Annotated in this window: 12 protein-coding genes; 5 read left to right on the top strand and 7 right to left on the bottom strand. The window is 63.6% G+C overall.

What is annotated here, in order from left to right:
• Nucleotides 1-110 precede the first annotated feature (110 nt).
• From P1U55_RS08650 to P1U55_RS08620, 7 genes are all read right to left on the bottom strand, one after another.
• The gene (locus P1U55_RS08650; RefSeq protein WP_301047151.1) at nt 111-1,784 is read right to left on the bottom strand and encodes a bifunctional protein tyrosine phosphatase family protein/NAD(P)/FAD-dependent oxidoreductase; all 1,674 of its coding nucleotides are present in this window, start codon (nt 1,782-1,784) and stop codon (nt 111-113) included.
• Nucleotides 1,785-1,872: 88 nt separating this feature from the next.
• Nucleotides 1,873-2,757: an MBL fold metallo-hydrolase gene (locus P1U55_RS08645; protein ID WP_301047150.1), complete on the bottom strand. Its 885-nt coding sequence runs from the start codon at nt 2,755-2,757 to the stop codon at nt 1,873-1,875.
• A gap of 33 nt (nt 2,758-2,790) precedes the next feature.
• Nucleotides 2,791-3,243, bottom strand: a complete 453-nt coding sequence (locus tag P1U55_RS08640) for a DUF6691 family protein (protein ID WP_301047149.1) — start codon at nt 3,241-3,243, stop codon at nt 2,791-2,793.
• Between the two features lie 4 nt (nt 3,244-3,247).
• Nucleotides 3,248-3,685 (bottom strand): YeeE/YedE thiosulfate transporter family protein, encoded by a 438-nt coding sequence (locus P1U55_RS08635; protein WP_301047148.1) that lies wholly within the window; start codon nt 3,683-3,685, stop codon nt 3,248-3,250.
• A gap of 134 nt (nt 3,686-3,819) precedes the next feature.
• Nucleotides 3,820-6,012 carry a PAS-domain containing protein gene (locus P1U55_RS08630; RefSeq protein WP_301047147.1) on the bottom strand — a complete coding sequence of 731 codons (2,193 nt, stop codon included), beginning with the start codon at nt 6,010-6,012 and terminating at the stop codon, nt 3,820-3,822.
• Nucleotides 6,013-6,016: 4 nt separating this feature from the next.
• Complete coding sequence (locus P1U55_RS08625) at nt 6,017-7,207, bottom strand: FIST N-terminal domain-containing protein (RefSeq protein WP_301047145.1); 1,191 nt, start codon at nt 7,205-7,207, stop codon at nt 6,017-6,019.
• An 85-nt stretch (nt 7,208-7,292) separates the two neighbouring features.
• Complete coding sequence (locus tag P1U55_RS08620) at nt 7,293-7,991, bottom strand: response regulator transcription factor (protein WP_301047144.1); 699 nt, start codon at nt 7,989-7,991, stop codon at nt 7,293-7,295.
• 236 nt (nt 7,992-8,227) lie between these two features.
• On the opposite strand from P1U55_RS08620, the gene P1U55_RS08615 reads away from it, so the two are divergent.
• From P1U55_RS08615 to P1U55_RS08595, 5 genes are all read left to right on the top strand, one after another.
• Nucleotides 8,228-8,764 carry a CoxG family protein gene (locus P1U55_RS08615; RefSeq protein ID WP_301047143.1) on the top strand — a complete coding sequence of 179 codons (537 nt, stop codon included), beginning with the start codon at nt 8,228-8,230 and terminating at the stop codon, nt 8,762-8,764.
• A gap of 99 nt (nt 8,765-8,863) precedes the next feature.
• The gene (locus tag P1U55_RS08610; protein ID WP_301047142.1) at nt 8,864-9,349 is read left to right on the top strand and encodes a (2Fe-2S)-binding protein; all 486 of its coding nucleotides are present in this window, start codon (nt 8,864-8,866) and stop codon (nt 9,347-9,349) included.
• Nucleotides 9,350-9,442: 93 nt separating this feature from the next.
• Nucleotides 9,443-11,809, top strand: a complete 2,367-nt coding sequence (locus P1U55_RS08605) for a xanthine dehydrogenase family protein molybdopterin-binding subunit (protein ID WP_301047141.1) — start codon at nt 9,443-9,445, stop codon at nt 11,807-11,809.
• A gap of 12 nt (nt 11,810-11,821) precedes the next feature.
• Entirely contained in the window at nt 11,822-12,610 is a 789-nt protein-coding gene (locus P1U55_RS08600; protein WP_301047139.1) for an FAD binding domain-containing protein, read from the top strand.
• A gap of 233 nt (nt 12,611-12,843) precedes the next feature.
• Nucleotides 12,844-13,045 (top strand): hypothetical protein (locus P1U55_RS08595; RefSeq protein ID WP_301047138.1); only part of this gene is annotated, 202 nt, incomplete at its 3' end.

Below are 13,045 nucleotides of genomic sequence, written 5' to 3'. Positions count from 1 at the left end.
GCTCTTCTCTGTTTCTTCCTTGGCGCCCCATCGGGGACTTATCGCAAAAGTACCGGGCCAGCTCGCCCCATCCGGGGAGGACGGCGAACCGGCCCTTGCAGGGACCGGCGTTACCCGGCGGTGATCTTCTCGGGCTTTACCATCCACTCGCGGCCACGCAGCATGGCCTTCCAGTAGATCGGCGGCAGCACCTTTTCCTTCAGCAGCCATGCCGCGCGGGTGGGCTTGGTGCCGTCGAGCACCCACTTGGGGAACGACGGCAACAGGGTGCCCCCATAGCCAAACTCGGCCAGCACGATCTTGCCGCGTTCAACGGTGAGCGGGCAGGAGCCATAGCCATTATACTGCGCCGAGGGCGAGCGGCCCTCGATATCCTCGGCGATGTTTTGGGCCACGACGGGCGCTTGCACCCGTGCGGCGGCGGCGGTTTTGGCGTTGGGCGCGTTCATCACATCCCCGAGCGACCAGATGTTATCAAACTCCTTGTGGCGCAGGGTGGCTTGATCCACATCGACCCAGCCTGCCGCATCGGCCAGCGGCGACACGCGGATGAAATCGGGCGCGGTTTGCGGCGGGCAGACATGCATCATGTCAAAACCCATCTCGACGGTTTGCGCCTCGGTGTCGGGGTTCTTCACCTCGAAGGTCGCCGTTTTGGCGGGGCCGTCCACGGCGATGAGGGTGTGGAAGTAATTGCAGGTCGCGCCATATTTCGCGACGTATTCCTCAAGCGCAGGCACATAATCCTTGACCCCGAAGAGCACGCCGCCGGCGTTGTTGAACTGGATGTCGATATTGCCGAGCACGCCCGCGCGGTGCCAGGCATCGCCGGAAAGATACATCGCCTTTTGCGGCGCACCGGCGCATTTGATCGGCATCGGCGGCTGGGTAAAGATCGCGCGGCCAGATTTCATGGAGCTGACCAGCTCCCATGTATAGGGCGCGAGGTCGTAGCGGTAATTGGAGGTAACGCCGTTCTTGCCGAGCGTGCTTTCAAGCCCGTCGATCGCGGCCCAATCAAGCTTGATGCCCGGGCAAACGACAAGGCGGTCATACTTCACCACGCGGCAGCCATCGAGCACCACGGCGTTGTCTTTTGGCTCAAAGGCCGCGACGGCTGATTTGATCCAGTGGACACCTTTGGGAATAAGGCTGCCCATGGTTTTGGCCGTTTGCGACGGCTCGAAGATGCCAGCGCCCACCATTGTCCAGCCGGGCTGGTAATAGTGGATATCCGCCGGGTCGATCACCGCGATCTCAAGGTTGGATTTGCGCGCCAGCAGCGAAGCGGCGGTGGAAATGCCCGCCGCCCCGGCGCCAACGATCACGACATCAAACTTGGCATCGCCGGTATCGGTGGGGGTTTTGCCGCCGTTGGCGATGCGCCGGGCGACGCCGTTCATATCGTAGCCCGCCTGCTTGGTGGCGGCGAGGATTTCGGGGAGCGGGCGGCGGGAGGCCTCGGCCAGGGACCAGAGCGTGGCCGAGCGGGTGCCGGTGCGGCAGTAGGCGAGGACCGGGCCGGGCAGTGCCTCTGTCGCGGTGGAAAACTGCTCGGCGGTGTCGTCGGTCACAATGCCGGGGGTCACGGGAAGGTGGCGAAACTCAAGCCCGGCGGCCTTTGCGGCGGCTTCAATCTCTTCATGGCCGGGCTGGTCGGCGCCTTCCGCATCGGGGCGGTTGCAGATGATCGAGCGAAAGCCCTTTGCCGCGATGGCGGGCAGCTCATCGGGCATGATCTGGGGCGAAACCGAGACGTTATCGGCTAGTTTCTTGATGTCCATCGGTGCCCTCCCATGAGCGACGGGGCCGGTGCTGCGCGTTTCGGGCGGGTTGGACCGGCGGGTTTGATCTGGGGTATCTGGCGGCGACTCAAAGGCCGTTCACCGGGACTTTAAGCATTGGCTTGCCGTCCTTGTCTTTGGGAATTTCGCCCGCCCGCATATTGACTTGCAGCGAAGGGATGATGAGCCGAGGCATATCAAGCTGCGCGTCACGTTCGGTGCGGAATTGGATGAAATCATCCCGAGTCTTACCCTCACCCACGTGGATGTTGTGCTTGCGCTCCTCGCCCACTGTCGTCTCCCACTTGATGTCACGGCCATTGGGGCCGTAATCGTGGCACATAAACAGGCGCATATCGTCGGGCAGCGACAAGACCTTGGTGATCGACTCATAGAGCGTGGCCGCATCGCCGCCGGGGAAATCGGCACGGGCCGAGCCGCCATCGGGCATGAACAGCGTGTCACCCACGAAGGCGGCGTTGCCCATCACATGCACCATGCAAGCGGGGGTGTGGCCGGGGGTGTAGATCGCCACCGCGTCCATTTGCCCGATCTTGTAGGTATCACCATCCTCGAACAAACGGTCAAACTGCGAGCCGTCGCGCTGGAACTCGGTGCCTTCGTTGAAGACCTTGCCGAAGGTATCCTGCACCACCATGATCTGGCTGCCGATGCCGATCTTGCCGCCCAGCTTGCCCTGGATATAGGGCGCGGCAGAGAGGTGATCGGCGTGGACGTGGGTTTCGATCAGCCATTCGAGCGACAGGTCATTCTGCTCGATATAGGCGATGATCTCATCGGCGTTATCATAGGTGATGCGGCCTGCGGCGTAGTCGATATCCATCACCGAATCGATCACCGCGCAGGCGTTTGAGGCAGGGTCTTTCACGACATAGGAGATCGTGTTGGTTGCCGGATCAAAGAAGGCTTCGACCTTGGGTTTGATATCCATGTTCACCGGATAATCGGTCATGACGGGTCTCCTTTGTGAGCTGAGGTGCCGGGCCTAGGCGCGGGCAGTTTTGGACTTGGCCGTTGCCTTTTGCAGGGCCTTGGCGATGAAGATCCCCACCACCAGGGCGGCAACGAAGACGATCACCTCGTAGCGGCCGGTGCCGAGCGCGGGCAAGGCCCCGCCGGGGCAGAACCCGGCGATCCCCCAGCCGATGCCAAACACCAGAGAGCCGCCGATCAGGCGGGCATCAATCTGGTGGGTGGCGGGCAGGTTGAACCTGGTTTCCAGCAGCGGGCCGGGGCGGCGCAACACGCGTTTGTAGCCAAAGAAGGTGACCACAACAGCGCCCCCCATCACGAACATGAGCGAAGGGTCCCATGTGCCGAACACATCAAAGAAGTTGAGCACTTTGGCCGGGTTGGCCATGCCGGACATGGAGATACCAAGGCCAAAGACAAGGCCGATGGCATAGAGGCTGGCGAGTTTGACAACGGATTTCGACATTGGATCAGACCCCCAGACCAAGCACATGGCGCATGACGTAAACGGTGATCGCCGTGCCCACCATGAACGACAGGGTGGCCACGATGGAGCGCGGAGACAGGCGGGCCATGCCGCAAACGCCGTGGCCGGAGGTGCAGCCCGCGCCATAGGTCACGCCGAGCCCCACGATCACCCCGCCGAGCGCCAGAAGCGGCGTGGAGATTGGCACCGAGATTTCGGGAAAGCCGCCGGTGAGGGCAAAAAAGGCCAGCGGGCCTGTGAGCATGCCCGCAAGGATCGCGGCGCGCCATGTCCAATCCGAGGAGGAGGCGGGCTGCACGAAGCCGGCCAGGATGCCGGTGGCGCCCATGATGCGCCCGACAACGGCCATCAGCGCGACGGCAGCAGCGCCGATCAGCGCGCCGCCCGCGAGCGAGGCAAAGGGGGTAAATTCGGTTTCCATGAGGGGAGACCTCCGAGGTTGCGCGTTTCTATAACCGCCCCAAACCCTGCCGTTTCTGGCCGGAACTCGATTGGGGCATCCTGTTCTACGCCCCTATATATTCAAATGTGCGAATTTGACAAGGGGCCGCGTGGTCAGAGCGCGGCGAGGAACCGGCCAAGGCGCTCACGGTCAATCGGTTTGCCCATGAATTCAAGGCCCATTGCGGCGCAGGCCTCGCGCAATTCCCGCGAACGATCAGCCGAGAGCAGGCGGGTGGGGATGGCACCGAAGCGGCGTTGCATCAGTTGAAACAGGTCGGTGCCTGTCATCCCCGGCCCCAATTGCTGATCGAGCAGCAGGGCATCGGGTCGCAGTTGCACCTCGGCCAGCAGATCAAGCGCCTCCTCGCCGGAGGGTGCATGGAGCACATGCGCGCCCCACCCCTCGACCATGATGGTGATGGCGCGGGCCAGCGAGGGATCATTCTCGACCAGCAGCACCAGCGGGGCGCGGTCTGTAAGATCAGGTTCGGCGCAAACGGTGCGGGCCTCGGGCAGGTGGTGCGGGCCACGGCAGAGCGGCACGTTGAGCGAAAAGCAGCTCCCCCGCCCCGGCTCGGACCAGAGCGAAAGCGGGTGGCCCAGCCCATGGCAGGCACGTTCCACAATGGCCAGCCCCAGCCCCAGCCCATCAGAGGCGGCATGGGTGGAGGCCGCGCCAAGGCGCTGGAACTCCTGAAAGATCAGGCGTTGATCCTCAGGCGCAATGCCCGGCCCGGTATCCCACACCTCGATCCGCGCCGAGCCGCCATTGCGGCGCACCCCGACCAGCACCTTGCCCGTGGAGGTGTAGCGCAGCGCGTTGGACAGCAGGTTTTGCACGATGCGACGCAGGAACCCCGGATCGCTGCGCACCACCAGATCGCTGGCCACGATATGCAGGCCAAGCCCCTTTTGGCGGGCCAGCGGCTCTAGCTGGTGGCGCAGCGGCTCAAACACCGCCCGCAACGGCACCGACTGCACGTCGAACACATCCTTGCTTGCATCGAGCCTTGAGATATCGAGCAGCGCGGTGATGATCTCTTCGACATTGCCCAGCGCCTGCCCGGCCTTGGCGGCAAGTTCCAGCGCGGGCGGGCTCTCAACCCGGTCCCGCAGCGAGGACACAAAGAGCTTGGCGGCAGAAAGCGGCTGCATCAGATCGTGGCTCGCCGCCGCGACAAAGCGGGATTTGGAAGCATTGGCGCGCTCGGCCGCGGCGAGAGCATCCTCAAGCTCTAGGGTGCGGGCCTCAACCCGCTTTTCCAGCAACTCGTTGATCTGTTGCAGGGAGCGGGCGGCCTGGCGCTCGGCGGTGACATCGCTCACCGAGATCATGAAGCCCCGGTCGGGCAACTCCTGGGCAAAAGCCTCAAGGATGCGGCCCGCCTCGGTGGCCAGCTCAAAGGTGAGAGAGCTACGCCCGGCGCGGCTGCCCGCCCATTCAACCAGCGCCTCGGGGGTGAGCCGATCAACAAATCGGCACGATGCGCTGATCCGCTCGCAGACGGCCCTGAACCCGGCCCCCACCGCAGAGGGGGCCAGCGCGATGCCGAACAGTTCGACAAGCCGGTCATTCCAGCCCGCCAGCCGGGCCTGGGCATCAAAGATCGCCACCCCTTGGGTGAGGTGGTCAATCGTGGCGCGCAGCATCTGGGCGTGCCCGTGCTGCAACTTCTCGCGCTCGCGCCGCTCGGCCCGCAGGATTTTGGTCACATCGGTTTGCAGGATCACCGTGCCGCCAGAGGCGGTGCGATGCTCGGACACCTGCAACCAGCGATCTCCCTTCAGCTCCACATTGAAGGAGCTGTGGGCATCGCCGTGGCGGCTCATCCGGCGGGCGGCCCAATCGCCGGGCGTAACGGCGGAGGGCAGCGAAAGCTCGCGGCTTTCGGACACTGCCTGCACGTAGGCGGCAAACGGCAGCCCCTGAGACAGCCGCGGCTTGATATCATAAAGGTCCCGGCAAAAGCGGCTGTTGGCCAGCACCAGCCGCTCGTTGCTGTCAAACAGGGCAAAGCCCTCGGCCACGGTTTCGATGGCATCGGCGAGGTTTTTCTGCGCGGATTCGGCCTCGCGGTTGGCCTGCCCGAGGCGCGCGTTGCTTTCCTGCAAAAGATCAAGCGCGCGCTCAAGCTGCGCGGTGCGCTCGCTGACCCGCCCTTCCAGCAGCGAAGCGCGCTCAAACTGGGCATAGGCGAGGCCGCTTTCCTCGCTCTTTTGCTCAACCCGGCGCATCAGCGCCTCGGTGATCCTGAGGAGCTTTTCGTTCTGGCGCTCAAGGCTGTCGTTCGGGTTTACCAGCATGGGGCTAGTCTGACGCGGGCCGTGGGTAGAAGGCAACGCCGGTCATCGTGTGGTTGACATGCAGCGGCCCGAATTGCTCACCATAGGTTGAAAACCCGACAACGCGGTGGCGTGCCAGCGTATCGGAGAGGGCGCGGATCGTTTGGCCTTGTTCGGCCTCGATCCGGCGCAGCAGGCAATCGCAGGACAGCACCGAGAGCGGCGGCTGCGGATTGGCCAGCGCCGAAAGCTCGGCCTCAAGGTGCTGCGAAATATCGGCGCTTTCGGCCACGGTGAGCACCATGCCCTCATCAATCGCCGAAAAGAACTGCAACTCGCCAGACGGGGTGACGCGCTGAATGGCGCGAACGTGGTGGCGGTTCCCGATGCGCACCGCCACCGGGTGCGCCGCGAAGGTGAAGGTATCAAGCCCGTCGGGGTCTTTGCCAACGATGCGGGCATATTCACGCGCCGCAGGCTCGGCGTTGATGGTTTTGACGATGCGGGCGCCGGGTTCGGCCTCGGTCACCACCATGCGCTCCTCGGTGGGGCGCAGGTGATCAAGGGTGAACACCCGGATCGGCAGATCGGTGCGGATGACCGCCAGAACGGCGGCATCCTGTGCGGTTTCGGCCCCGAGGGCCACGCGGGTGCGCTCAAAATCCACGCCATCGCCTGCAGAGCCGCCAAAGAACGGCATTCCGCCCAGCGCGGGAGAGAGCGAGGCGGCGAGGATATCTTCCTTGAGCGACAGCCCATCGACCATGAGGAAGGCAAAGCTGCTTTCCATATGCGGCACCGATGCAGACAGGGTGAGGCGCGAGCGCACCAATTCATCGGCAAAGCTGAGGGGATCGGAGGCACTGAGCGAGCGAAACATCACCGCCGAGGCCGCAAAATCAGCCGCCGGAAAGCCAACGGCGATGATCCGCCCTTCAACATAGCCGGTGCGCCCGATCTCGCCCGCCGTGGTGCAGGACATCACCGGCGCGGGCGCAAAGCGGCGGGTTGCCTCAGCGGTGACCGCACGAAAGGGGCCATCGGGGCTGACAAAGAGGCAGATCAGCGCAAAAGGCCCCTCGCCCAGCCCCTCGACCAGCGCAGAAACCGGATCGGCGTCATTGGCAAACACCTCGGCAGTGCGCGGCCCCTGGGGCTGCGGCATCGCGGGCTGCACGGGATTGGACGCGCCGCCAAAGCGGGTGTCATGGCTCACGCAGCGCTCCTCCCTTCGCCTTGGTGTCCACAGATGGGCCGGGAGCGGGGCGCGCGCGCGGCGCAACCCGGTCCGACGCTTGATCTTAGGTGTCGACCGAGGCGCTTGGCAAGCCGCCAGCGAAGCGCGCCTCATTTGCCACCAGCACCGCCTGGGTGCGGCTTTGCACGCCGAGCTTGCGCATGATCGCGGTGACATGGGCTTTCACCGTGGTTTCGGCGATCGACAGATCATAGGCGATTTGCTTGTTCAGCTTGCCAAGGCAGATCAATTGCAGGATGCGCGCCTGCTGTGCGGTGAGGGTTGAGAGGCGGGCCATGGCATCGGGGCCTTTGCCCTCGGGCGGGGTTTCAACGTAGCCCTCGGGGCGATAGCTTTCGCCGCGCGCAACGGTTGCAAGCGCCTCGCGGAAGGTGCTGCGGGGGCTGTGCTTGGGCACAAAGCCCGCCGCCCCGGCCTGAAGCGCGGCGGAGATCACCTGATTCTCGGCCATGGAGCTGACCACGATCACCGGCACATCCCGCGCCGTGGCCTTGAGGCGCATTAGCCCGTCAAGGCCGCTCACATCGGGCAGGTTGAGATCAAGCACCACCAGCGAGGGCGTGTCATCCACCAGCATTTCAAGCGCCTTTTCCAGCCGGTCAGCGGTGCGCACGCCAGAAAAGGATGCAACGGTGGTGAGGGTAAGCTCAAGCGCGTCGCAAAACAGCGGATGATCATCAACCACGAGCGCCCATCCGGTGAAGGCGGCTTTGGTGGAAGGGTCTGAATTGGTATGTGCCATGGGACAAGCTTACGCATGCAGGCAATAGCGGTCACTTGCCAAAAGGTCGGGGGGAGAAGAAATTCCGCGCCGGGGCTTGGGCCAGTGTAGTGCCGGGGCCAGCGCGATGCGGAAACCCAAATGAACGCTTGCGCTTCCCCGCCTGCGCTGGCCTGATAAACCCTGACATAGCCTTTGGTCGCATTGGCTCTCAGCCGCGCACTGCTAGGCTGAATGAAACGTCAGGGAGGTGATTCATGGAACTCAAGGGCAGCCGCATCATCAAGGCTGATCCACAGACCGTTTGGAACGGGCTGCTGGATCCGGAGGTGCTCAAGGCCTGCGTTCCCGGCTGCCGGGAAATGCATGGATCACCGGAAGACGGCTTTGACGCCGTGGTCGTGCAAAAGGTTGGCCCGGTGAAGGCCACCTTCAAAGGCGCGGTGACGCTCTCGGATATGGACAGGCCCAGCAGCCTCACCATGAGCGGTGAAGGCAAGGGCGGGGCTGCGGGCTTTGCCAAGGGCGGGGCCGATGTAACGCTGACGCCTGTGCCAGAGGGCACCGAGCTGGCTTACAACGTGGAAGCCAAGGTGGGCGGCAAGCTGGCCCAGCTTGGCAGCCGCATCATCGACGGCTTTGCCAAGCGCATGGCCGACCAGTTTTTTGAACGGTTTCAGCAAACCATCGAAGGCCCGCAGGACGAGGACGAAAGCGGGCAGGACATGGCCGAAGCCGCCGAGGGCGGTGGCGATGAAAAGAAGGGTTGGATCAAGCGCATGACCGGCGGTTGAACGCAGCCCTGCGCGGCCCCCGAAAGAGGGGCCGGCACCCAGCACAGGCGCCTGATAAACCGGGCGCATCCAGCAAGGACTAATATAGGGAGGAAAGCGATGGCTTCTGTAACAATCACGGTCAATGGCAAGCCCATGACCGGCGAGGCGGAGGGGCGAACTCTCCTTTCGACATTTCTACGCGAGGAACTCAGCCTCACCGGCACCCATGTAGGCTGTGACACCAGCCAGTGCGGGGCCTGCGTGGTGCATGTGAACGGCGAACCGGTAAAAAGCTGCACGATGTTTGCCCAGGAGGCCAATGGCGCCGACGTGAGCACCATCGAAGGCCAGGCCAATGCCGATGGCTCGCTGAACACCATTCAAGCGGCGTTTCAGGAGCATCACGGGCTTCAGTGCGGCTTTTGCACCCCCGGTATGGTGATGAGCGCTGCGGCGCTGCTCAAGGAAAACCCCAAACCGAGCGAAACGGAGATCCGGGATTACCTTGAGGGCAATATCTGCCGCTGCACGGGCTACCACAACATCGTCAAGGCGATCATGGCCGCCTCCGGGCAGGACGTGAGCGCCATCGCCGCCGAGTAAAAGCACCGCCCCCCGAGCGATGGCCAAGACCCATTGAGCGCGGGCGGACAACAATCAAGGTGGGGCAACTCACCACCCCAGGGAGGACTTCAGATGCCGAAAGACGGAGGCATTGGCGCCAGCACAAAACGGCGCGAGGACGTTCGGTTCCTCACCGGCAAGGGCCGGTACACCGACGACATCAACATTCATGGCCAGACCTATGTGTATTTTCTGCGGTCTGACGTAGCGCATGGCCGGATCAACAAGATCGACACCGCCGATGCCGAGGCGATGCCCGGCGTGGTGAAGGTTTTCACCGGCAAGGACTTTGAAGGCGTTGGCGGCATCCCCTGCGGCTGGCAGGTGACAGACCGCTTTGGCGAGGTGATGCAGGAACCGGCGCACCCGGTTCTGGCGCAGGGCAAGGTGCGCCATGTCGGCGATCCGATGGCCGCCGTTGTGGCCGAAAGCCCCGAGCAGGCACGCGATGCCGCCGAGGCGATCGAATACGACATCGAAGAACTCCCCGCCGTGGTGGACATGAAGGAAGCGCTGCAAGACGGCGCGCCCAAGGTCCACGACGACCTCACGAGCAACCTTTGCTATGACTGGGGTTTTGTGGAGGAGAACCGTGACGCGGTGGATGAGGCGATCAAGAATGCCGCCCATGTCACCACGCTTGAGCTGCGCAACAACCGCCTTGTCGCCAACCCGATGGAGCCGCGCGTTGCCGTGGGCGATTATCACGCGGGCACCGGCGATTACACGCTCTACACCACCAGCCAGAACCCGCATATGATCCGCCTGCTGATGGGCGCGTTCGTGCTGGGCATCCCCGAAAACAAGCTGCGGGTTGTTGCGCCTGATGTGGGCGGCGGCTTTGGCACCAAGATCTTCCACTACGCCGAAGAGGCCTTTTGCACCTTTGCCTCAAAGCAGGTGAACCGCCCGGTAAAGTGGACCAGCTCGCGCTCGGAAGCCTTCATAAGCGATGCGCATGGCCGCGATCACGTTTCCAAGATCGAGCTGGCGCTGGACAGCGACAACAACTTTGTCGCGCTGCGCACCGACACCTACGCAAACATGGGGGCCTATCTTTCCACCTTCGCGCCCTCGGTGCCAACCTGGCTGCATGGCACGCTGATGGCGGGCAACTACAAGACGCCGCTGGTTTACGTGAACGTCAAAGCCGTGTTCACCAACACCGTGCCGGTTGACGCCTATCGCGGCGCCGGTCGCCCGGAAGCGAGCTACCAACTGGAGCGGGTTGTGGACAAAGCCGCGCGGGAGCTGGGGGTTGATCCGGTTGCGCTGCGCCGCCAGAACTTTATCACCGAGTTCCCCTATGCCACCCCGGTGGCGGTGGAATATGACACCGGCGATTATAACGCGACGATGGATAAGCTGCTGGAAATCGCCGATGTTTCGGGCTTTGAGAGCCGCGTTGCGGAGAGCAAGGCCAGGGGCAAGCTGCGGGGCCTCGGCCTTAACTGCTACATCGAGGCTTGCGGCATTGCGCCCTCTAACCTTGTGGGCCAGCTTGGCGCACGGGCGGGCCTTTATGAAAGCGCCACGGTACGGGTGAACGCCACCGGCTCGATCACGGTGATGACCGGATCGCACTCTCACGGGCAGGGCCATGAAACCGCCTTCCCGCAGGTGGTGGCCGATATGATCGGCATTGATGCCACCCAGATCGAGATTGTTCACGGCGATACCGCCAACACGCCGATGGGCATGGGCACCTATGGCTCGCGCTCGCTTGCGGTGGGCGGCTCGGCCATGGTCAAGGCGACCCAGAAGATCATCAACAAGGCCAAGAAGATCGCCGCGCACCTGCTTGAAGCCTCCGAAGGGGATATCGAGTTGAAGGACGGCGCCTTCAGCGTGGCGGGCACCGATAAATCGGTGGCCTGGGGCGATGTCACGCTGGCCGCCTATGTGCCGCACAACTACCCGCTCGAAGAGATCGAGCCGGGGCTGGAAGAGACGGCCTTTTACGATCCGTCCAACTTTACCTACCCCTCGGGCGCCTACTGCTGCGAGGTTGAGGTGGACCCGGAGACAGGCAAGGTTGAGGTGTTGGCCTTCGCCGCCGCCGATGACTTTGGCAATGTGATCAACCCGATGATCGTGGAAGGCCAGGTGCACGGCGGGATCGCGCAGGGCATTGGCCAGGCGATGCTGGAAAACTGCGCCTATGACAGCGATGGCCAGCTTTTGAGCGGCTCCTACATGGACTACGCGATGCCGCGTGCGGCTGATATGCCGATGTTCAAGGTGGATCACTCTTGCCAGACCCCCTGCACCCACAACCCGCTTGGGGTAAAGGGCTGCGGTGAGGCTGGTGCGATCGGCTCGCCGCCCGCAGTTGTCAACGCTGTGGTGGACGCGGTGCAACGCGCCGGCCATCATGATGTGACCCATATCGACATGCCGCTCACACCCAGCCGGGTGTGGTCCGCGATCAACGGCTGAGGAGGAAAACCCATGCACAACTTCGAGTTCGTAAAACCCGGAAGCGTGGCCGAGGCGGCAGAGGCCCTGGCCCATGAAGACGCACAGGCGCTGGGGGGCGGGCAAACCCTGATCCCCACCATGAAGCAACGCCTGAACGCCCCGGAAACGCTGGTGAGCCTCACCGGCATCGCCGAGATGAAGGGCGTCAACGCTTCGGGCGGCACCCTCACCGTGGGCGGCGCAACCACCCATGGCACGGTGGCCGCCGAGGCGGCTTCGGCCTATCCGGCCCTTGCGGCGCTGGCGGGCAAAATCGGCGATCCGGCGGTGCGCAACCGGGGCACCATTGGCGGCAGCCTTGCCAACAATGACCCGGCGGCCTGCTACCCCGCAGCGGCGCTGGCCTCTGGCGCGACGATCACCACCAACACGCGCGATATCGCGGCGGACGACTTCTTTGAGGGGATGTTCACCACGGCGCTGAACGAGGGTGAGATCATCACCAGCGTCAGCTTCCCGATCCCCGAAAAGGCCAGCTACCAGAAGTTTGAGCAGCCTGCCTCACGCTTCTCGCTGGTGGGGGTCTTTCTGGCCAAGCACGCCAATGGTGTGCGGGTTGCCGTGACGGGCGCGAGCAATGATGGCGTGTTCCGCTGGACCGAGGCCGAGGAGGCGCTGAACGCCACCTTCTCGCCCGAGGCGCTGGACGGGCTTTCGGCCTCTGCCGATGAGATGATCTCTGATCTGCACGGCACCGCCGAATACCGCGCGCACCTCATTGGCGTGATGACCAAACGGGCTGTTGCCGCGGCCTCCTGACCCGCCGCCAGACCAAACTTTTAAAGCGCCCCGCACCCCCGGTGGGGCGCTTTTACTTTGCCCGGATGGCCGCGTTGAGGCGCCAATCGAGGGCGCTGCCTGGACATTCAAAGGTTGTTTTCGATTGCCTTAGATCCGGTGGCGAGGCGACTCGCCCCCTTCGCCGTCTCGGCGCGCGCAATGCCCACCACGCTGCGCAAATATCAAGCTTTCCACGCGGTGGCAGCGGCCTCGTGGTCCTGCTCGATGATGTAGAGCGGGATCGAGATATCGGCAGGCGGGGCCTTGATGTTGAGGGTGATCTCCTGCTCGGATATGCGATGCCGTTTAGCAAAAAAGGCCCGCCGTTTCTGGCGGGCCTTTTGTTGTGGGGTGGGGAACCCCCCTTAAGTGAGGCGGGGGAACCCGCCTTTTGTCAGAGTTTTTCGAGCAGTT

Source organism: Vannielia sp. (assembly GCF_029212645.1).
Lineage (GTDB): Bacteria > Pseudomonadota > Alphaproteobacteria > Rhodobacterales > Rhodobacteraceae > Vannielia.
The sequence above is the reverse complement of the archived record's forward strand: the minus strand, read 5'-3'. Positions and strand labels throughout refer to the sequence as shown.